This is a genomic window from Halobacteriovorax sp. GB3, from assembly GCF_028649655.1.
In the GTDB taxonomy this organism is placed as follows: Bacteria; Bdellovibrionota; Bacteriovoracia; order Bacteriovoracales; family Bacteriovoracaceae; genus BSW11-IV.
This window is the reverse complement of sequence record NZ_JAQSLN010000003.1, coordinates 691,115-711,839: the sequence shown is the minus strand read 5'-3', so window position 1 is coordinate 711,839 and position 20,725 is coordinate 691,115. Positions and strand designations below refer to the sequence as shown.

At 37.6% G+C, this 20,725-nt stretch carries 18 protein-coding genes; 13 read left to right on the top strand and 5 right to left on the bottom strand.

Annotation, left to right across the window (positions count from 1 at the left end; all coding sequences use genetic code 11):
- Positions 1 to 29 precede the first annotated feature (29 nt).
- Positions 30 to 527 (top strand): L,D-transpeptidase family protein, encoded by a 498-nt coding sequence (locus HBN50_RS09670; RefSeq protein WP_273869527.1) that lies wholly within the window; start codon positions 30 to 32, stop codon positions 525 to 527.
- 29 nt (positions 528 to 556) lie between these two features.
- On the opposite strand, the gene HBN50_RS09665 is transcribed toward HBN50_RS09670, so the two are convergent.
- Both HBN50_RS09665 and HBN50_RS09660 read right to left on the bottom strand, forming a co-directional pair.
- A complete protein-coding gene (locus tag HBN50_RS09665) occupies positions 557 to 1,933 on the bottom strand; it encodes a dicarboxylate/amino acid:cation symporter (protein ID WP_273869526.1) in 1,377 nt (458 codons plus the stop codon).
- Between the two features lie 228 nt (positions 1,934 to 2,161).
- Positions 2,162 to 2,926 (bottom strand): class I SAM-dependent methyltransferase, encoded by a 765-nt coding sequence (locus tag HBN50_RS09660; protein ID WP_273869525.1) that lies wholly within the window; start codon positions 2,924 to 2,926, stop codon positions 2,162 to 2,164.
- 230 nt (positions 2,927 to 3,156) lie between these two features.
- On the opposite strand from HBN50_RS09660, the gene HBN50_RS09655 reads away from it, so the two are divergent.
- From HBN50_RS09655 to HBN50_RS09645, 3 genes are all read left to right on the top strand, one after another.
- A complete protein-coding gene (locus HBN50_RS09655; protein ID WP_273869524.1) occupies positions 3,157 to 4,152 on the top strand; it encodes a M12 family metallopeptidase in 996 nt (331 codons plus the stop codon).
- Positions 4,153 to 4,292: 140 nt separating this feature from the next.
- Complete coding sequence (locus HBN50_RS09650) at positions 4,293 to 5,573, top strand: flagellar hook protein FlgE (protein ID WP_273869523.1); 1,281 nt, start codon at positions 4,293 to 4,295, stop codon at positions 5,571 to 5,573.
- A 1-nt stretch (position 5,574) separates the two neighbouring features.
- Positions 5,575 to 6,342 carry a hypothetical protein gene (locus HBN50_RS09645; RefSeq protein WP_273869522.1) on the top strand — a complete coding sequence of 256 codons (768 nt, stop codon included), beginning with the start codon at positions 5,575 to 5,577 and terminating at the stop codon, positions 6,340 to 6,342.
- Here HBN50_RS09645 and HBN50_RS09640 read toward each other — a convergent pair.
- Both HBN50_RS09640 and HBN50_RS09635 read right to left on the bottom strand, forming a co-directional pair.
- Positions 6,332 to 7,234: a trypsin-like serine peptidase gene (locus HBN50_RS09640; protein WP_273869521.1), complete on the bottom strand. Its 903-nt coding sequence runs from the start codon at positions 7,232 to 7,234 to the stop codon at positions 6,332 to 6,334. The two genes, HBN50_RS09645 and HBN50_RS09640, sit on opposite strands and share 11 nt — an antisense overlap.
- 60 nt (positions 7,235 to 7,294) lie before the next feature.
- The gene (locus tag HBN50_RS09635) at positions 7,295 to 8,050 is read right to left on the bottom strand and encodes an acyl-[acyl-carrier-protein] thioesterase (RefSeq protein WP_273869520.1); all 756 of its coding nucleotides are present in this window, start codon (positions 8,048 to 8,050) and stop codon (positions 7,295 to 7,297) included.
- A gap of 118 nt (positions 8,051 to 8,168) precedes the next feature.
- Here HBN50_RS09635 and HBN50_RS09630 point away from each other — a divergent pair, with 118 nt between their 5' ends.
- The 9 genes from HBN50_RS09630 (at position 8,169) to HBN50_RS09590 (ending at position 20,143) form a co-directional block, all read left to right on the top strand.
- Positions 8,169 to 9,479, top strand: a complete 1,311-nt coding sequence (locus HBN50_RS09630; RefSeq protein ID WP_273869519.1) for a Na+/H+ antiporter NhaC family protein — start codon at positions 8,169 to 8,171, stop codon at positions 9,477 to 9,479.
- A gap of 428 nt (positions 9,480 to 9,907) precedes the next feature.
- Positions 9,908 to 10,381 carry a CarD family transcriptional regulator gene (locus HBN50_RS09625; RefSeq protein WP_273869517.1) on the top strand — a complete coding sequence of 158 codons (474 nt, stop codon included), beginning with the start codon at positions 9,908 to 9,910 and terminating at the stop codon, positions 10,379 to 10,381.
- Between the two features lie 85 nt (positions 10,382 to 10,466).
- Entirely contained in the window at positions 10,467 to 12,470 is a 2,004-nt protein-coding gene (uvrB, locus tag HBN50_RS09620; RefSeq protein WP_273869516.1) for an excinuclease ABC subunit UvrB, read from the top strand.
- Positions 12,471 to 12,729: 259 nt separating this feature from the next.
- On the top strand, positions 12,730 to 13,653 hold the full coding sequence (locus tag HBN50_RS09615; protein WP_273869515.1) for a hypothetical protein: 924 nt from the start codon (positions 12,730 to 12,732) through the stop codon (positions 13,651 to 13,653).
- 58 nt (positions 13,654 to 13,711) lie between these two features.
- A complete protein-coding gene (locus HBN50_RS09610) occupies positions 13,712 to 15,307 on the top strand; it encodes a hypothetical protein (RefSeq protein ID WP_273869514.1) in 1,596 nt (531 codons plus the stop codon).
- A gap of 1 nt (position 15,308) precedes the next feature.
- On the top strand, positions 15,309 to 16,526 hold the full coding sequence (locus tag HBN50_RS09605; RefSeq protein WP_273869512.1) for a hypothetical protein: 1,218 nt from the start codon (positions 15,309 to 15,311) through the stop codon (positions 16,524 to 16,526).
- Between the two features lie 9 nt (positions 16,527 to 16,535).
- A complete protein-coding gene (locus HBN50_RS09600; RefSeq protein ID WP_273869511.1) occupies positions 16,536 to 17,081 on the top strand; it encodes a hypothetical protein in 546 nt (181 codons plus the stop codon).
- Positions 17,082 to 17,090: 9 nt separating this feature from the next.
- Positions 17,091 to 19,604 (top strand): hypothetical protein, encoded by a 2,514-nt coding sequence (locus HBN50_RS09595; protein WP_273869510.1) that lies wholly within the window; start codon positions 17,091 to 17,093, stop codon positions 19,602 to 19,604.
- Positions 19,595 to 20,143, top strand: coding sequence for a hypothetical protein (locus HBN50_RS09590; RefSeq protein WP_273869509.1), 549 nt, complete (start codon positions 19,595 to 19,597; stop codon positions 20,141 to 20,143). The genes HBN50_RS09595 and HBN50_RS09590 overlap by 10 nt, the downstream gene beginning before the upstream one ends.
- Here HBN50_RS09590 and HBN50_RS09585 read toward each other — a convergent pair.
- Positions 20,140 to 20,673, bottom strand: a complete 534-nt coding sequence (locus tag HBN50_RS09585; RefSeq protein WP_273869508.1) for a hypothetical protein — start codon at positions 20,671 to 20,673, stop codon at positions 20,140 to 20,142. The genes HBN50_RS09590 and HBN50_RS09585 overlap by 4 nt on opposite strands.
- Positions 20,674 to 20,725 lie beyond the last annotated feature (52 nt).

Sequence of the window (20,725 nt, the reverse complement as noted above, 5' to 3'; positions counted from 1 at the left end):
AAACTCTAATGGATGACAAAAGCATTTCTATGAAAAATTTAATGCTTCTTTTTGTCATCTCTGTTCTCTCTCTTAGTTCTTTTGCAAGGGAGCGAGTTGTCGTTTATAAAAGTAAACGTATCATGCAAATCTATCAAAATGATGAACTCATTAAAGAGTTCCCCGTCATGCTTGGATCAAATCCTAATGGACCTAAGAGGCAAGAGGGTGATCGCAAGACTCCAGAAGGAGAGTATATTCTTGATTACCATAATCCTGAAAGTCGCTTTTATCTATCGGTGCATGTGAATTACCCAAATGATAAGGACCTCGAGTATGCAAGAGAAAACAAAATAGATAACCCAGGTAATGAAATCTTCATTCATGGGCTACCAAAGAAAGTTCTGAATAAGACCAATTCTAAGGAGATTTATCAATTTCTAAAAAGACTGAATTGGACTTGGGGATGTATTGCTTTATCGAATGAAAATATGAAGTTCTTTTATGACTTTATTCCCGATGGAACACCACTTATTATTTATCCATAAAAAAGGCCCTCAATTGAGGGCCTTCTTTTTTATTGTTGTAATTCGGCTTCGTTGTGATCGTAGACATCATGCATTTCATGGATGTGCTCGTTAAGCTCTTGAAGCTCTTCATCGACATCGTACTGTCCTGCATTCTTATCGTTATAGACACTCTCATCAAATTCTTGTTCAGATTTTGCAACAAGGATTGAAACGATAGCATCACCTGAGATATTAACAGCAGTTCTTGTCATGTCGAGAAGTCGATCAACACCAATGATTAGTGCGATTCCTTCAACTGGTAGATTTACTTGTGTAAGAACCATTGAAAGAGTAATCAGACCAACTCCTGGAACACCAGCTGTTCCAATCGAAGCGAGTGTTGCTGTTAGGATAACTGAAATAAAATCACTTAGTCCTAGATCATGGCCATAGACTTGTGAGATAAAGACAACGGCAACCCCTTGCATAATGGCCGTTCCGTCCATATTGATTGTGGCACCAAAAGGGACAGAAAAAGATGCAATTGATTTTGAAACACCAAGTCTCTCAGTTACAGCTTTCATCGTTACTGGAATTGTTGCATTACTTGATGACGTCGAAAAAGCAACAAGAAGTGTGTCATAAAACTTCTTAAAGAACGTCATAACACTTAGGTTTCCAACAACTCTGAGCATTCCTGAATACACAAGCATGAGGTGTGCAAAGAGGACGGCAAGAACTGTAAGCATATACTTAATGAGTGGCAGAAGTGCTGAGACTCCTTGATTTGTAAATACCTTAGCAATAAGACAGAAGACCCCAAAAGGAGCAATAAGCATAACAAGTGTAATCATCTTCATAATGATTGTATTGAGCTCTTGAAAGAACGTAAGGATCATTTCTGCTTTCTTACCAACTGAAGCCAGAGCAATTCCTGTTAGCATGGCAAAGAAAATAACCTGAAGCATATTTCCTTCAACCATAGAGGCAATAACGTTGTTAGGGACAACATTAATAAGGACTTCAGCAAAACTTGGCGCTTGTGTTGCTTCAAATTTTGCAGCATTCGTTGCGATATCAAGCCCATGCCCAGGATTGATGAAACTTGCCATTCCAAGGGCAAGAGTAATTGCTAGTGCCGTTGTTAGTAGATAGAAAACAAGTGTTTTTCCACCAACTCGACCAAGCTTTTTAATGTCGCCAATTCCGGTTACACCACAAATAAGTGAGACAAAAACCAGAGGAACAACGAGCATTTTAATCGATTTAATAAAGATCTTTCCAACAACATGAAAGATTCCACCTGCAAGATTGTCTGCGATAAAGGCCTGGACTTCAGGAGATGAGTGCGCGCTTATCTGATTGAGAACAATCCCCGTGATAAGACCACCGATAAGAGAAAGTAAAATCCAGGTCGTCAGACCGATTTTTTTAGAATTAGACATAAACTCCCTTTATTTCAAAGTTAACGTCAAAATTGAAAATAGTGGCCCATCATAACCCCTTTTCCAATTTGATATCTTTTTTTTCTATTTCAATAAAATTTAAAGCAATTTTGATGCCAAAGGAGTGATTCCATCTTCTTGAAAGTAGGATCACGAATCCTTAATAAATTGTCCCTAGGTGTGACATTGTATAAAAGATCAACACTATTTCAATGAGGTGTAAAAGAATTATCTTTTTTTGATCTCTACATACACGTTTTTAAGGACTTTTAGTCCATCTAAACGATAATGATTTGTAGAAACGCTTTTAAATTTGACATCAATGCGTCCCTGAGTTTGCAGGCGCTGTAGATAATCAATACTGTGTTGTTTAAGCCCTACAAGTCTAATATGCCCTTCTATTGGCCTAATAACTCTGATGGCCTCATTAATGACTTCCCTTGATGTCCTTTCGTCTAAGTTATTCAAGAGCTGGTGGGCCATGATAATATCGATTGAGTTATCTTCTATAGGGATATCCGTTGCACTTCCCTGAATTAAATGTTTTCCATAGTTTCTCGTATATTCGCGCATTAAGCGAACTGTATTGTTATTTGCAGGAAGATCATCCATGGCGTGGTACCAAAGGTCGAGACCCTTTACTTCAATTCCTTGTGAAAGAAGAAAAGGAACTAGCCCACTAAAGCCCTCTCCAAGTGAGAGAGTTCTTGTACCGTTTGCCCGCCATTTTATCAGGTGGTAGGGCTCAATCATGAGACTATCGATAATGTCTTCTGTCTTATAAAGAACTTCTTCCCCAGTTACTAAGATGTCATTGACCCAGAGATAGGATCCGCTTTGATCCTCTTGGTAATTAAGTTTTTGTACACTTCTTTTAGATGAGAATTGTTTGTATTGGTCATAGCACTCTTGAGAATAAGAGTTCGTTGGGCCAAAAAGAAAAATAAAGGCCAAAAGAACGTTTGATATGACTGTGAAATGCTTGAAGTACATAGTGATATTATTTTCTTAATTTCACTCTCTTACCATTGATTCTGTAAAAATGAAGGGGGCCGTTAGCTTTCTGACAGGCGAAACTAGGGATTTTCATAGTGTAAGAATGGTGCGTTAAAAACATAAAACTTACATTTACTTACATAGTGGGTAAAAATATTCACTACTTATAACAATAGTAATGAGCTTCCAATATGTTTTGTTCATCAACAAAAAACAAAGGAAGTCAGTTGAAAAAGTTAAGTGTTTTATTGGTTATGTGTTTAGGGCTTTTCTCTTGTGGTAAACAAGATAACATTGCATCTAAAGAAGGATTTTTGAGCAGTGATATCGTTGCCCTAAAAGGTGCCAACTGGCCTCTTGGTTATACAATTCCAGTAACAATTATTGATGACTCAATTCGTTTGTCGGGTTTTGCTCATTCTAAAAGAACGACTGTGGCCGAACTTGTCGAAGAAGTTAAAGAATCGATGAATACGTGGTCAAAATTTGCCAATATCAACTTTGAATATTACTCAAGTCCAGATGATATTCCTGAGGAGCTTTCTGTAAGACCTCATGTGAGAATTACTTTCTTAGAGTCTAAGGGGAACTGGGCCTATGTTGGTCCAACTTATATTAATAAAAAGATTCCATTTAATATGTCCTTAGAGGGAATTGGGAATACATCTTTTACAAGAAAGGCCACGATGGTTCATGAATTTGGACATATTCTAGGTCTTGCTCACGAGCACCAGCACCCGGATCGTATTGTGAGTGATGACGAGATAAAGGCAAATTGCAAGAGAATAGGTTTTAATGAAGTCGGTTGTGAGTCGCAAATGTTAAAAACTCACAGTAGTGAAACAGCGGTAATTCTTCCTTATGTAGCAAATTCAATCATGCACTATGAGATTGAATCTTCTGCTGGTACGGAAGGAGTTGTTGGTGGAAGTGGTTTCTTTACTCAGGGAGATGCCGTTGCTGTAACTCATCTTTACCCAGGTCGCTTTGAATCAACTGAGCAATTTGAAAAGACATATGAAAATGCTCTTGCTGATTCAATTGATGAGTTTAATGAAGCTGTTCAAACAAAAAATTGTTTTATTGCAAAGCCTAGCTATTGTCCGAAGGATGCTCCTTTTCAAATTGCATTAAAGATGAATGGAACACCTTTAATGAAAAGTTGTGTAAAAAGTATCAGACTATCGATTAATTCGATGAACTCTTGGAAGTTCTGTCACTAGAAATAAATCATTGATTTTTCTTATAGTGGCCGACTTAGAAACCTATGTTTTAAGTCGGCCTTTCTCATTTAAACTAAAATTCATTTTTAATTCATCCCAAAATTTGACATAATAAGATTGACTTTGTTCAGGAGGAACAGATGAGTCTATTAAATTCCTATTCGATTGGAATGACAGGTCTTCAAGCAAGTTCAAAGAAAATGAGTAGCGTTTCTGATAATATCAGTAATTCCCAGACAGCAGGTTTTAAAAAATCAAATTCTGAATTTGAAGAAGTCCTTACTGATTCGATGAATGATCACTCAAACTCTGCCTCAAATCTTGGAGGAGTCAGAGAGTCGAGAGTGAAATCAAATTTTGATCAAGGCGAGCTTGCTAGAACTAGTTCGGCAACAGATATGGCCATTAATGGTAAAGGTTTTTTTAAACTTCAAACTCCCTTTGGACAGGCCTATTCCCGTGATGGTTCTTTCCATTTTAATAAAGATGGTGAACTTGTTAATAGTGATGGTCACAAAGTCTTAGGTTATCAAGTCGATGAAAATGGGAAACGTACGAATAAGCAGCTTCCAATAAAGCTTAATCAACTTGAGCTTGGAGCAAAGTCTACTAGTAGTATTAAAATGACCTATAACTTTGATGCCAGAGAGAGACCTAAGGTTTTCGATCAAAACAATCCCGACGCTACATCAAACTTTTCTCGCGTGATAGAAGTCTTCGATAGCAAAGGAGCTTCTAGGCACATTAGTGTTTATTTTAACAAAGTCTCAGAAACGCAGTGGCAATACAATGCCATGATTGATGGCAAAGACTATCAAGGTGGAGTGGCCGGACAAAAGTATTCGGGTGCCAGTGGAACAATTGATTTTAATGAAAAAGGTGAATTATTAAGTGAAACTAGCTTAACGAATTCTTTCAACTTTAAAGACTCTGATAATCCAGCACAGTCAATTAACTTTGATTTTGGTCCCTCTCTTAATGAAGGGGGTGATGGACGAAATGCAACGACTCACTATGGAACAAAGACAAGTGTTTCTAAGATGACAAAAGACGGATCTAAAGCAGCGACAATGAGTTCAATGAACTTTGGACCAAATGGAACTCTTCAGGCCTTCTTTGATAACGGGGAAGTTAAAGATGTCGCTCAGCTTATGATTGCCGATTTTACAAATGAGCAAGGTTTAAGAAAAGTTGGAGGCAATCTCTTTGTCGAGACATCAAGCTCTGGACAGGCCACTCTTGGTGCTCCAGGAGAAGAGGGAAGAGGGGAAGTTCTCTCAAAAAGTATAGAGCTTTCAAACGTTGATATGAGTACCGAGTTAGTCGATCTACTCGAAACTCAAAGAACTTTTACGGCAAACTCTAAGGCCATGAGTGTTTCTGACGAACTTCTTAGAAATGTTATTAACGTTCGAGGTTAAGTTGCGCTTTTTATTTCTCTTATTAATGGTTTCATTTCTCACTTCATGTTCAACGACAGTGGATTTTAAAATTCCTTCTAACCGCTTTCACACGCCTGAGTCATCGGGAAGAACTCTTGGTGGAGAAGTTGGAATAGGTTATGGTTCTTTACAAAAGTATGAAACGGCGCAAATCTATAATTATTATATTTTTGATGATGTTGAAGCTGATTTTACAGATTCCATTTCAAGATCAAGTGGGATCGCGGCTTATGCTCAGCTTGGGGTGCTAGAGAGATTAGATCTCTATTACAATACGGCCCATGATTCTGCAGATGTCTTTGGACTTAAATATCAGTTTTTAGGAAAGGCAAAAGAGCTTGGTCATAAAATGGCCATCATGTTGGGATATGGAAATGGGAGTGAGAGTAAGTCATCGACAAATCTTGTCTCTCGTTCGGACTCAAGGGACTATCAGGCTGACCTTGACTATGATGCCTATGAAGCAGAAATTCTCTACGGGTATAGGCAAACGAAGAATCTTCTTTATTATGTGAACTTAAACTATTCTCTCTATGATACGGTTACAAAATTAAGTTCTTCTAGTTACGAAGACGAGTCCATTCGCGGTATTGTGCGAACGGTAAACACATTAGTTGGTATTGAAATACAAGAGTCCAAAGAAATGCTCTCTATTCGAATTGAAGGGGGGATTGGTAGAAGTAAGTGGGAAGATCGCTATAGTAAAACGTTCTACCCAATTGGCTTCTTTGGTGTTCTTAAATTTTAGTGTAGTTTAAAACTTCTTCTATTTTAAAAACAGCTTCACCCTCGCAGTGATCTTGTGTTGTACAGATCTTTGGGATAAAGCATCTCTTTCCATTTCTCTTAACGCTTTCATAGTCTTCTACACCTGAGATGAGAATTCCTTCAACCTCTTCGGTTTGAGCGTTAATAACAGGAGAGCCAGAGTTTCCTTGAAAGGCATCAAGGCGAGCAAGGTAGTAGCTTTTAGAAGGATTTAGTGATTTTAATGTTCCAGCATCGGCGATCTTTTGTGGAAGTCCACTCGGGTGCCCGATAATAAGGAGTTCATCTTGTTTTGTGATCTTCGATTGAAGGTTTAATTTTAAGGGAGCTCTATCCGTTACGGGGCGATCTAGTTCGATCAGTGCAAAGTCAACGATATCTTTGCCATTGAAGTACTCAGCTTTTTGAGCAATTAGTTTCTTGCATGAGTAAACGTTTTTTTCGTAAACCTTGATGTTTTTTCCTGCGTAATACCCATTTCCAACTTTGTAATCAAAGACCCATTTTTTGTTATTACATTCATTTTGAGATTGTATGCAGTGGCCTGCTGTTAGAATTTTTGTTGGAGATACGAGAAATGCACTACACTCGGCAGCTGTCGTTTGACGAAAGAAATTCTCGTAAGAACAAATACCCAATTGTTCAAGAGTTTTGGATCGAAGTTGGGCCATTCCTTCTTCCACTCCAAAGCGAAAAGCATACATGGGAACTTGGGCCGCAACGGACTTTGCAATATTTTGAATCCTCTGCGACGCTTCCCTTGTTTCAATGCGATTGTCTTCACCATAAACGACTTTATCGAGTGAATATACCTGCATAGAGTAAAGGAGAGTTAAGAGTGTAACTGCTAATGTCGAAGATCTTGTGTTCATAGGGATTCCTTGGTGGAAATATCCTAAAAGAGATCCCTATGTATGGCAAATAATCTTTTTTTAAGTTCGTATTTTGGCAAGAAATGAGCTTGTTTGTTCATTTCTAAATTCAAGAGAGAATGTTTGCGATGCGCCATCATCTGTCTGAGCATTCTGTTCAATAAAAAGATCAATTTTCTTTGTACCAAAAGGGATCTCTCTTTTGAATGTCGCATAGAGAGTCTTTGCTTTTAGACCACGAGAACAAAGGGCATCTTCTAATAACTCAAAGTAGCAAGTGTTGTTTAGGTGCTGGTTAATATCAAAGTCCGTGTAGCGAAGGGCATAGGTTATTGGCTCTGATTGAAGGCCTACTTTTTTCAAGCGCCAATTGGAAATGTCACTTTTAAAATTCGTGCGATGAACTTGAATGAAATTTGGAAACATCTCGCTTGGAAATTCCTCAGGTTTTTTTTCAATGAAATTTAAATAAATCCACTCGCTCTGTGCTTTTACAAGAATCTCTCCCTGACAAGAAATTTCGTATTCGCGATGGCCTTTAATTCCTTGAGTTCCCTTAGACCAAGTGGCCACTTGGATTTGCTCACTAAGTTTTGGCAGGCGGGTTATGTGAATCTCCATCTTAGTTAAAACCCAAGAACGTCCCGATTTTACAACCTCATCCCAGCTTTGTGCTTTTGTCGTGTAGTGCTCTAAGGCAACTTTTTGAAACATCAGCAGAAGTCGCTTAAGGGTGAGTTGCCCTTTAATACAAACATCATCTGCATTGATATGAAGATCGTTTGAAAAGACTCCTTCATTATATTTTGTTGTCACAAGAATTCCTTTATCGATAAATTTTACTGTAGTGTATAAATTATTTCATTGGCAAGCCTTGCTTGCTAAGCCGGTTCGCTATAGCGTATCAAAAGCAAAAATATAAAGGGATTTGAAAATGAAAGAAAAACTATCACTACTACCCATCGCCTTATTTCTTGCCATCTTTTTAGGCGTTGGTAGCTATCTTCACTTGCAAGGTGTTGACTATGCCTTTTATCAATTTCCAGCACCTGTTGCGGTTGTACCTGCTTTGATTTTAGCTGTCATTCTCGGTGGAAGAAAAAAGATTCAAGAAACACTAGATACACTCATTAGTGGAGCCGGTGATAAAGATATTATAGGAATGTGTTTGATTTACCTTTTAGCGGGAGCTTTTGCTAGCGTCTCTAAGGCCAGTGGTGGAGTTGATGCTACAGTCAATTTTGGACTCTCTTTCATTCCTGTGGATTACATCTTGCCGGGAATCTTTATTATTAGTGGTTTTGTTGCAACGGCCATGGGGACTTCCATGGGAACAATTGCAGCAGTATCTCCAATTGCTCTAGGAATTGGGCAAAAGCTTGGTATTGATCTCTCTTTGATGGCGGGAGTTGTTTTAAGTGGTGCCATGTTTGGTGATAACCTCTCGATTATTTCTGATACAACGATTGCTGCAACTCGCTCTCTTGGTTGTCAGATGCGAGATAAATTTAAAGAGAATGTTCTCATCGCACTTCCTGCCGCTTTCATTACGATTGCTTATCTCATTTATGTCGGGGAGCCTCTTCCAAGTATTGAGGTGAGCGACTACGAACTCTATAAAGTTCTACCCTATGTAGCGATTTTAATCTTGGCGCTAATGGGAATGAATGTTTTTATTGTACTGATTATCGGTATTCTTATTGCTGGAGTTATTGGACTTTTAACAATTGATCAGTACACGGGGCTGAGCCTTGCTAAAGACGTATATAAAGGCTTCACCGGAATGCAGGAAATCTTTCTTCTCTCAATGTTTATTGGCTCTTTAAGCGCTCTTGTAAAGTCTCAAGGAGGAATGAAAGTTCTTCTCTCTCCCATAGAGTCATTGATTGAATATTCAAAACGCTTTGGCCCGAAAGTATCTTCTCTGGCATCAGAAGTGGGCATTTCTTTAATGGTTTCTGTCGTAGACCTCTGTACGGCCAACAACACTGTGGCGATAATTGTTTCGGGTCCACTAGCAAAAGAAATCCAACTCAAGTACCAACTTTCAAGAAAGCGCGTTGCCTCTCTTCTCGATATTTTTAGTTGTGTAATGCAAGGATTAATTCCCTATGGTGCTCAGGCCCTTTTAGTCGCGAGCTCTTTTAACATTTCTACATTTTCAGTAACTGAGAAGGCCTATTACTGCTGGGCCCTTGCTCTGGTTGCTCTTTCAAGCATGATAAAGAGAGCTTGGACTAAGTAGTCTTTGTTTAAGAATATGAATGATAAAGAGGGGGCGAATGCTCCCTTTTTTTTCATAAATGAAGCGATCTTAGGGTTCGCTTAAGAAAAAAACGCTACTTTTCCAAAATATTTATTAGTTCAATGTTATACTGATGATAGTTTTTTAGAAGCAAAAGACTGAAATTCCCTCTATCTCAGTTGTCTTTTTATCTCGGTCTCTGTCGTTGGTCTTGGGCTTCAAAAAAATCCCTTTAGAGGTTCTCTAACGGGATGAGAGCTAGAGAAATGGTGTGACGGATAAGCTTGAAAAGAATTAACCGAGCTTAATAAAACAATCTTTTTAAAACCCCAAATCTTTTTAGCAAGTTTGTAAAAATTACAACCTTTATTGAGGCATGTTTTGCTTTGCGGTATAACAAAATAGATTTATCTTGTTAGGAGGTAAAAATGTTTAAGATTGGCGATTATACGGTTTGTCCTGGACATGGTGTCGGACAAATTTGTGATATCGAAGAGCGTGAGTTTGGTGGTCAGACGAAGTATTTCTACATCATCAAAATTATCGCTAATGGTATGACAGTCATGGTGCCAACTGATAGTGAAAATGGCGTAAGAGATCTTGTTAGTGATAATGAGATCGATCAAGTTTATGGTCTTTTAAAAGATCATGAAATCGCAATTGATACATCCACTTGGAACAGACGATACAGAGAGTATATGAACAAAATTAAAACAGGCTCTATTACAGAGATTGCTGAAGTTTTGCGCGCTCTTTTTCTTCTTAAAGACAAAAAGAATTTAAGTTTTGGTGAAAAGAAGATGCTTGAACAATGTCGTGATCTGATCTCACAAGAGATTTCTCTTTCTAAGGGAATGGATCAAAAAGAAGTGAATACCTCAATCGATGGGTGTTTCAACTAAATCAACTTTCTTTTTTTAAAGTATTGATCAATAAGGCCGCATTTAAAGTGTGGCCTTTTTTTATTGCCCTTTCTAAAATACTTTCATGAACACAAAATCACCTTTCAAATTACAGTCAAAATTCTCTCCATGCGGAGATCAACCCGAGGCCATTGAGAAGCTCTTAGAGGGCTTTGAAGAGGGGAAAAAAGAGCAAACCCTCTTAGGGGTAACGGGTTCTGGTAAAACCTTTACTATGGCCAATGTGATCGAGAAAATGGGAAAGAAGACGTTGATCTTGGCCCATAATAAAACTCTTGCCGCTCAGTTATATGCTGAGTTTAAAGAATTTTTTCCAGAAAATGCAGTCGAATACTTTGTTTCTTATTACGACTATTATCAGCCTGAAGCCTATGTGCCAGGTTCTGATACTTATATTGAAAAAGATGCCTCTGTTAATGATGAAATCGATAAGTTGCGCCACAGTGCTACTCGTTCTCTTTTAGAACGGGACGACGTTATTATTATTGCTAGTGTCAGTTGTATTTACGGGATCGGGTCTCCCGATGAATATAGTGCTCAAAGAATCCCTCTTTTTGTTGGAGATACAATCGAGCGCGATGATCTTTTAAAAAAACTTGTTAGTATTCAATACGAAAGAAATGATATGGACTTCTCACGAGGATGTTTTCGCGTCCGTGGCGATCTTGTTGAAGTTTTTCCTTCACATGAAGACAGTGATGTCATTCGCATTGAATTTTTTGATGATGAAATTGAAACGATTTCAATCGTCGATCCTTTGCGTGGGATTGTTTTAAAGACTCTTTCTAAAGTTACGATTTATCCTAAATCGCATTATGTCGTTGGAGAAGAGAAGCTTGAAAGGGCCATTGATACGATAAAAGTTGAACTTCGTTCTCGATTGCAAGAATTAGAGTCACAAGGAAAACTTGTAGAAAAGCAAAGGCTTGAGCAGCGAACGCTTTTAGATCTAGAGATGCTCGAGGAGATGGGTTTTTGTTCTGGTATTGAAAACTACTCAAGACATTTAACAGGTCAAGAAGAAGGTTCGGCCCCTCCGACACTCATTGATTACTTTAAAGATGACTTTCTTCTGATCATTGATGAGTCCCATATCACCGTTTCTCAGGTTGGAGGAATGTATCGTGGGGATAGGGCCAGAAAAGAAAATCTCGTCAACTTTGGTTTTAGACTTCCGAGTGCTCTTGATAATAGGCCCCTCAATTTTAAAGAATTTGAAAAGAGAAAAGATCATGTACTCTATGTTTCAGCAACACCTGCTGATTATGAGTTAGAGCAATCAAATGGAGAGTATGTCGAACAGATTATTCGCCCGACAGGTCTTCTCGATCCCGTTATTGAAGTTAGAGATGCCACTGATCAAGTAGATGATTTTCTTATTGAGAGTAAGAAGGTCATTGAAAAGGGCTTTAAAGTTCTCGTTACAACTCTTACAAAGAAGCTTGCTGAAGAGCTAACAAATTACTACCAAAGTGTAGGAATGCGCATTCGCTATCTTCACTCTGATATCGATACACTTGAGCGAATGGAGATTATTCGTGATCTTCGCCTAGGGAAATTTGATATTCTCGTTGGGATTAACCTTTTAAGAGAAGGGCTCGATATTCCAGAAGTTGCTCTTGTTGGAATCCTCGATGCTGATAAAGAGGGCTTTCTACGCTCTGAGAGATCGCTTATTCAAACGATTGGAAGGGCCGCGAGAAATTCTGAAGGTAAGGTTTTTCTCTATGCTTATAAAAATACGAAGTCTATGCAAAAAGCGATTAGTGAAACTTCTAGAAGACGCTCAATTCAAGAAAAATATAACAAAGACAACGGCATAACTCCTCAAACGATTATAAAGTCTGTTTCTGGTGGAGTTATAGAAACTCTTAGAGGTGCTAAGGGACAATATAAAACAAAGAAAAATAAAGTTGTTGAAGAACTTCAAAGCATCGAAGAAATCGACTCTAAAATCGAGTCTCTGTCTCTTGAAATGAAGAAATTCTCTAGAGATTTACAATTTGAGAAAGCTGCTGAAATCAGAGATGAAATTAAAAAACTTAAGGAAGCCCGCCTTCTTCTCTAAAAGGTAAGAAACGTTACACCTAGAGCATGATTAAGATCAGTTTCCTTAAAGAGAATATAAAATATTCAATAAAAGTTAAGAACATTTTTATTGCTCTTGATTGTGTAAGTTATTGTAATCTTTGCCGGTATTAACTAGAGTTTACCTAAAGTTCACAAAAGTTGGGAAAAGCTGTTTTTTGCTCTTTTCAAGATCGTTTCTAAAGGATATTTATTCTCCCAAAATACAAAACATTTCACAAATCCAAACGGGAGAATGAATGAAAGCACTATTACCACTTTTGGCCCTTTTCATGGCCTTCAATGTTCACGCTGTAAACCTTGCATTCAAATTTGAAGTTACTTCTTCTGGTAACTCAATGTACGCTTGTAACGCTGGTTTAAAGCACAAGCCTTACCAAGATAGAGTTTGTTACGAGAGAGGTGACACGACGAAATCTTGTAACCCTGCTCAGTGTAAAGACGGTCAAGCATGTAACTGTGTTTGTACTGGTGGATTTACACTAGGACAATCTATGTCTGGAGACGGTGAGTACAGACTTGATTACTTCAATGCAAAAGTTGCTAACTGGAGTGATAACGGAGAAGCTGCTACAAACGTACAGACTATGACAAAGACAGCTCTTACTAACGGATACAGATTTGCTGTTGATTCTGCTGATGCATTTTCTACACAACTTCTTGGTCTAGAATTCTTTCTGGGTTCTGAAAGATACGGTGCTGAATACTTTGTTGATGTTTGTTTTAGAGCAACTCAAATTGATTACCCAACTAGCTATGACGTTGGTTACCTTAACTGGTCACTAACAAGAGCTGTTACAATTACTGATCTTGGAACATCTAATTCACCAGACACTCACGTATGGGACCTAGATGAAACTGATGATATCTGGTACACAGCTAAAACTTACCAAGATCTAGCTGGTCTAAAAGTTAAGTCACTTCTTTACTGTAAAAACAAAGATGGTGGAGTAACAATTAACGATCAAACTGATTGGACAGACTTTAACAACGCTCAAGCGATTACTTTTCCTTCAAAATCAACTCGTGAAGACCTTAAGGGTTGTTTCTTTAGATATGAATTTAAAGAATCAAATAGAGATGGTCTTGCAAGTGTAAGAAAGTGGAAAAAGCAAAAGGCAAGAATCTGTACTTACTCTTCTGCTAACGAAAGCGCTCAGTAAATTTTTTTAAACGGGTAGGTCTTCGGACCTACCTATTATAAGCTTGATTTGGTGATGTATGAATAAAACAATAATTGTTCTTTTTTTGTTTTTAAGAGGAATAAGCTTTGCTTGTTCAAGCATCAATGCGCCAACTCAAGTTAATATCGCACTCGATCCTGCTAATGATACTCGTTATTTTTACAACGATCTAAAAGTTCTAGGTGAAAGACCATTTATTGGAATTGAAAATTGTATTAAAACGGCAGCTGAGGACAAATTTCTTATGTTCTCTGTTGGACTAGAAAACTTCGTTTTAAGTGATGAGTTTCTAACTTATAGTTACAACGATCAGCTATCCTCAAAAGATAGTCAGTGTAAAATTGAGAATGCTCCACTTAAAGACCTATCGGATCAAGAGTCTATCTACAAACGTCTACTTTCTCGTCGAAAATTTCTCAATGAGTGTTTAACATTTCAAGTAACAGACTTTGCTAAAGCAGGTCTTTCGGTGCCTTCAAATCAACCGGGTTGTCAGGTCGAGAGAATATCTGATCACGCGATTAATTTTAAGGGACCATTTTGTTTTGTTAAACCCCACGCTGAATCTTCGATCGTCTTTAGCGTTGATATCAACGGAAGTTGTCTTGAAGAAGAGTTTTTAAAAGAAAATAAAATTAGTTATCAAGATGTTCTTGGTCTTCTTGCAATTTATAAAGCAGGGGATACAACGGGGACATCAACTGATTTAACGGCACTTAAGCAATTAAATCTTAGAGCATCAGTCAATGCTGATCCTAGACTATTAAAAACGAATACTGAGACGGGAACAAAGAGGCCGACGTGGCCAGTTGATTGGAATGTTACTTCAGTTCTTCCTGGAAAAGTTGAAATTAATAGTAAACTTTCAAAGTACGATGAAATTATTGTTCCACTCTATGTGAATAATGTTTGTGATCAAAAATGCGTAGATGGACTCTGTTCTTCGAGCTGTCTTTATTCTCAGCCAGTTGTTGGAGATTATCGTCTTTTTGAAATTACAGAAAAGGGACCAGACTTTCTCTACTCATGGTATGACGGTGGAATGGCCCCTGCTATGTGGAGAGGAATGCTTCATGGTCTTGGTGCAAAGATCCAAAAGGGACTTCTAAAAGAGGGGAAAAAGTATGTCGTTAAGATTGATCTAAGCGATCAAGAACTTAATTACATGACTTTCAAAGGAATGATTAAAAGAAGACTTGGACTTCGCCCTAATCATATTCCGAGAATCAATCGCGAGGGTGGTCGCATTGCAAAAATTCCACTTCTTGGAGTGATTGGAAATATTTCGAGACTTCCTGAGATTGAAGGAATTTCTGGCATTTCATTTTCTGGAGATGGCTTTATAGGGGTACGTAGGGCGCTTAATTCTATCAATAGAGTGTTTAAAAATATTTATTGGCCGCCATATTTTCAAAGAATGTGTTCTGGTGATGATTGCATTTCTGCGAAGAAACACAATCTAGAGCTCTTTGTTGAATTTACTTACAAAGATGGGAAAGCTGTTGATCTTAAAGGTCTTAAAAAAGGGTCTATGGTTGCAGGTAAACAACATATTAATGACCTTCCTCATTTGAACTGTGGGAACGATAACGATTCATCTGACGATGATTTCGATATCGATTTTGATTTTTAAGATGAAAAAACTTTTACTAACACCATTTATTTTATTTGTTTTAGGCCTAAGCTCTTTAGCATGTCCTGACTATAAAACTGTCGTATGTCACAGTGGTAGTGGTGCTCACTATGGTGAGATTTGTATTAGTTTCTCTGGACTTTGGGGACATCTGGCCCAACATGATCTCGACTATTATGGTAAGTGTAATGCTGTTGGAGATGAGGGAATCCCAAAACCTTATGTCTGTAATGCAGGTCTTAGACAGAAAGATTTGGATGAAGAAATTTGTTTTGAAAAGGGACGTTTGGAAGAGTTTAACGAATATGTTGAATGTCGAAACTCTTCAAACTGCGTTTGCTTTGACAAAAAAGATCTTTATTTAGCAGACTTTATGAGTGGGCAACTTTCAACGTTTAATCCTTATACAGAAGAAATTAGTAATACGACTTCTTTAAACCTTCAAGCAAAGAAGAATCTATTTCAAGTTTTTGGAACAGATCCATTTTTCCAAACACTCGCTACAGATCAAGGTCTTTCTTTTGAAATTGGTTCAGAGAGAATGAATGCAGAGTACTTTGTTGATACTTGCTTCACTAATACAAGTGGTCTTGAGGAATATTCGATTTCATTTCGATTGAATTCGACAATTTCAACAAATCTCTATCAAACACAAGTTGATTACCCGTCAATGAGTAAGCTTAAGTCTAAGTATCTTCTTTATTGTGACTCTGTTTATGATGGTCTTTTAAATTATGATACAGTTTCACTTGAAAAAGAGGGGAGCTTTTTTGATTTTAGAGCAGGACAGATCCACAATGATAGTGTCACAATCCAAAATAAAGAAGCGTGTGTTATTAGACAATATTTCAAAGAGAACGAATTATCTCTTGCACGCCAGCACGATCTTAAAAAAATCACAGTTTCTAATCTTTATGAAAGCTATGATGAGGAGTTTAACTTCTCCGGTGATCAGGTTGATATCTGTCACGTTCAGGCCTTAAAGCAAAATGGATTGAGTTTTCCTCTGCCTGGTCTTCCAAGTGATCCTATTGTTAGATTAAACGGAGTCTCAAGTAAGTATGCTTGTTTTCAAATGACTTTCACTGATCGTGATCAAGTGAAAAGATATGTAAGTTCTTATCACTCAAATACTGAATATAAAAAAATACATCAACATGACTATGTTGGATTATGTCGAAGTGTCTGTGGTCCAATCCATGGAAACGGAGCTAATTAGGAGTCCTTTATGAAAAAAATGTTTATTTTAGCATTAAGCTGTTTCTCTCTTGTAACTTACTCTGGTGATATCGATGACTACTTTGGTGGTGGTGAAGATACATATGATTTTGAACAGCGCTACTCTGATGCCGATATCCTAATGCAAGTTGATCGCGATGCCGCTGTTGCTTGTCACGGAAGTCTTTGTACTCTTCACTCTGTAACAAATCGTTATGGTGGGTTCGAAGTAGAATTTACTGTTGGTCAGAACCTCAATAATACAAACGGATCTGGTGCTGTTATCATTACTGGTAATGGTAAAGATGGATACGATACAACATGTGATACTTGTGACGAGGGAATTAGCTGGGGTGTAACACTTCGTTATGCTAAGGGGCAATGTACTCAAACAATTGATGTTCCTGTATCAGTTTACAAAGCGATTAACACTTATATGTATGGACTCATTAGGCAAGGTGGAGGAACAAGATCAGGTTTCACTCCTGCTGATGAATCAATGATCATGTTCTATACAACAATCATGAGCCAGGCGACTGGTTGTACAATGAAGTAGGAATAGTTGTTGAAAAATCTGAGCATAAGATTCATATTCATTTTTATTATTTGCGCTTTTTCTATAAGTGAGGCGAAGGAGTTTGGTATAAACTCTCTTCGTTTCACTAACCGTGCTCAGTGTGCTCTTGATTCTAAAAATCCTACTCGATCTGCTTTTGTTATTGTTAACAATATTGATCCGGGAAAGGCCATTTATAGGCTTGCAAAAGTTACTGGTCGCCCTGTAGGTGAAACAACAAAACGAGGGATTGAGCTCTTTCGTTATTCGGTCGTTAATCTTATACAAATGATTCATGAGAAAATGATGAATCGCGACCTTCCTCTTCTCGTTTCTAATACAACGAAAATTGAGGGTCATATTCCTGATGACTACTTAAAATATTCTAGAACATGTTCTAATGAAGATGAGTGTGATGAGCTCAATGATTACATCAAAGAACTTTGGGATAACTCTGAAAGAGATGTCTCATCAGTTCAAAAAGTTCTCGATAATTACAAGCTGGATAACTTCCACTCTAAAGACAATTATATGAGAAAAAAAGATTTTGATAAGAGCGGGCAAAAGCTCTATTGTCATTATCTCAAGAAATTTTCTCCACTTCAATCCCATCTTTTTGGGACAAAGCCTACTCGTAAGGCCTATGAGCAATTTGCTGTTGCCCTCGATAATATCGATCAACATTTAGGAGATTGCTATGACTTTAACTCACAAGAAAATCTAAAAGTTGCCGCTTATCAATTTGATCTAACGGGATTAGACGAAAAGGATTGGCAAAGTAAAGGGTTTGACTATTGGTATAGCATGAAAGTTTACTTTTCATGGGCCTTTCGTCATGCCGAAATAATGAAATCACTTTCAAATGAATATTATAATATCTTCAAGGGTCTCGATATCGAGAACCTTGTCATGATCATTAGTAATGGTTGTGAAAGTATCACAAGTCCAACTTGTGGAGGCGAACTCCTTTCAAAAGGAATCATGAGAGAGTTTGCGAAGGCCGATTTCAAAAAAGCCTCTCTAGATATGGATGTATTTGATGGTGTTCCTGATGGACCTCAAGACGATATCCTTGTTGATCCTTTTACTGATGTAAATACAAATATTATGGAAATTAGTACTCGAGATGCCGCTACAAAGTGGGGAGAAAATCTTGCAACTAATTTATCATCAAGTAGAAACCAAATTAAGAATAATTTATTGAAGGCCGTAAACTTTGTGAATATTCTTTCGAGACATTTTCCACTTCAATCTTTTGAAACAGTTTTTCAAAAACAATTTCAAAAGATTTTAGATGAGGAGAACTCTCGTGAAGGTGAGCTAAAAAATGAACTCTACTTCTTATGTAGTGAGTATTACTTTCTTTCGCATGAGACTTTTAGTAGTGTTTCTGGTGATCTTGAAATATTAAGAAAGACCAATGTCTTAAACGATGTTCTTTTTAACGCTTCAAAGAAAAATGTTTCAGAACTCTTTTCTTATTTTGATCTCTTTTCTAAAGAAGTGGTGAGGCTATGCTCTGGTCTTCGTCAAAAAGAGATCTTTGATGATCAATTTGTACTTGAAAGAGAAGGTTATCAACAATGGTACTTAGAGAAAGTCTTTACTAAGAATAATGTTGAATCAAAATACGATGCGATTCAACTTTCAAAGCTTACTCCTAATTTGAAGCCTCTTTTAAGTTACTCTCTTTTTAGTGAGAAACCGAACTTTGATAATATTGTCTGTATCGATGCTTCTCACTGTGCAAGACGTCTTGCTCGTTCAATTGTAGATATCTATCGTGCTGCAACTTATGCACGTGGACTATGGGCGAAAAAAGGTGAGGTTAGCTCTAATGAAGCTTTTAATCCTTATGCTGAAAGAGTCGCTTGTAAAGTTTATGATCCGTGGTTTAAAACGAAATCGATGATCTTTCATTTAGTAAGTGATATTGGGCAGGCCGCTGCAACTCTTGTTACTCCTGGACTTATCTATGGGCGAGTTGATTTAAAGCCTGGTCGGGTTGTTTCTTTTAAACAACTCGTTAAAGAAGGGAAGATCGAGTATGAGCCATCAATGGACCCTGAGAGAATCTCTCTTGGGTTACATGCTGATTTTGGACCTCTTCTTGGAATCCCTTGTAAGATCTCCGTATCGAATACGGCCAATAACCCATACGATTCACTTCGTTTTGTTGGTGTGAGTGCAAGCACTTGTCATTCAAAAGAAGAGCATACTGTTATTGCGTATTCAGGAAGCGATGTTCGAAGAACACCTGTTAATGATTATTCTGCTTGCGCAGGATGCCGACTAGATTTCGAAGCTGTTGCTTTATCTGTAACGAGAATGAGCCACTATGTTGGTCCTGTTTATTTTCTCGTGCGTGCTTTTGTTAGGCTTTATAAGGCCTTAAAAGATCCTCATAATATTCCTCGTGATTGGATTGCAGATCCAAGTGATGTTTATGATACTTACAAGAAGTACGGTTATATTCCAGCTCGCTGTGTGAAGAAGTTTAAAAAGGGGAAATCATGTCGATGAAGTTTCTTTGTTTACTTATTTTCTTTTTTTCGCTTCAGTCTAAGGCCATCGTTTTTTATAACGAGTGGACATTTGATTTTGAGAAAAAGTTGAACGTTGCTTGTTTTGAACAAGATGGAGATTTTTGTCATCGTTTATGTGGTGATTTTGAAGATTGCCAAGTAGATGAGCCCGTTTGTGAAAATTGTGTCGCTAATAATTTACTAATGACTAAGATCTTCTTTGATATGGGAAGAGAGTATGTCAATACTTATGAATTTGCGCAAAATGATGAACTCTTAGAGCTTCTACGTTCGGGCGAGTTTGTTAGTCTTGATTCAAGGTCTGTTTATAATCTTGTCACTGGTCACGATTCAGCACGTGTACAAGAAGGATTTCAGTCGCTTTGTTACAATGGTGTAGGCTACCCTCTCGTTCTTTTTTCTACTAAGAGAAATCGAATTGATAAGGTTAAGTTTGTCTCTTGTGGTGTTGATACTTTTCATATGAGTGACGAACCTAATATTGACTTTGAAAATGCTAAGGCAAATCTTTATTAGTGATTTTCATTAAAGTGACGGCAAGTAACTCTAGAAATCCTAACTTTTCCTTCTATTGTATGTTCATATTTCTGTAGAAAACTTTCTAAGGGAAGAGTAAGACCCATATCACAAGCAAAGCTATCTGCTTCAATTTGTGCTTCAAGGGGATCAATGTCTCTATAGGAATGTTGATAAAAAATGTGACCTACCTCATGCGCCAAAATTGCAAGTCCTTCTTCTGGCAGAGGAGATTTAAGCATTTTTTCTATTTCTGGAAATATCATGATAATGTGAAAGTCTTTTTGTGCACTAAGGGCACAGGCGTATTTTCCTTGGGCCTTAATAAAAGCGATGGGCCTTTCTTTTAATAGCCTTGTAACTTGCTTTTCATTCAGTCGATCAAAAAATGACTTAAAAGACTCAAGTAAATAACGGTCTTTAAGAATCCATTGATTTTCTTTATTTGATAAGAATGAGCGTTTAAGCTTTGATCGCTTTGTCGCCAGATTTTCTTTAAGTACTTTTGATTTTCTAAATAGTTCGAGCATTAGATGGCCTCCAGTATCCCTTTCGGCGCAATCGTTTACTGTAATAAGAGTG

Bases quoted from the DNA above. Each gene is read 5' to 3' on its own strand.
- HBN50_RS09640 (WP_273869521.1), bottom strand. From the start codon at position 7,234: ATGAACACAAGATCTTCGACATTAGCAGTTACACTCTTAACTCTCCTT.
- HBN50_RS09605 (WP_273869512.1), top strand. From the start codon at position 15,309: ATGAAAAAACTTTTACTAACACCATTTATTTTATTTGTTTTAGGCCTA.
- HBN50_RS09630 (WP_273869519.1), top strand. From the start codon at position 8,169: ATGAAAGAAAAACTATCACTACTACCCATCGCCTTATTTCTTGCCATC.
- HBN50_RS09660 (WP_273869525.1), bottom strand. From the start codon at position 2,926: ATGTACTTCAAGCATTTCACAGTCATATCAAACGTTCTTTTGGCCTTT.
- HBN50_RS09670 (WP_273869527.1), top strand. From the start codon at position 30: ATGAAAAATTTAATGCTTCTTTTTGTCATCTCTGTTCTCTCTCTTAGT.
- HBN50_RS09585 (WP_273869508.1), bottom strand. From the start codon at position 20,673: ATGCTCGAACTATTTAGAAAATCAAAAGTACTTAAAGAAAATCTGGCG.
- HBN50_RS09665 (WP_273869526.1), bottom strand. From the start codon at position 1,933: ATGTCTAATTCTAAAAAAATCGGTCTGACGACCTGGATTTTACTTTCT.
- HBN50_RS09615 (WP_273869515.1), top strand. From the start codon at position 12,730: ATGAAAGCACTATTACCACTTTTGGCCCTTTTCATGGCCTTCAATGTT.
- HBN50_RS09600 (WP_273869511.1), top strand. From the start codon at position 16,536: ATGAAAAAAATGTTTATTTTAGCATTAAGCTGTTTCTCTCTTGTAACT.
- HBN50_RS09610 (WP_273869514.1), top strand. From the start codon at position 13,712: ATGAATAAAACAATAATTGTTCTTTTTTTGTTTTTAAGAGGAATAAGC.
- HBN50_RS09650 (WP_273869523.1), top strand. From the start codon at position 4,293: ATGAGTCTATTAAATTCCTATTCGATTGGAATGACAGGTCTTCAAGCA.
- uvrB (WP_273869516.1), top strand. From the start codon at position 10,467: ATGAACACAAAATCACCTTTCAAATTACAGTCAAAATTCTCTCCATGC.
- HBN50_RS09625 (WP_273869517.1), top strand. From the start codon at position 9,908: ATGTTTAAGATTGGCGATTATACGGTTTGTCCTGGACATGGTGTCGGA.
- HBN50_RS09590 (WP_273869509.1), top strand. From the start codon at position 19,595: ATGTCGATGAAGTTTCTTTGTTTACTTATTTTCTTTTTTTCGCTTCAG.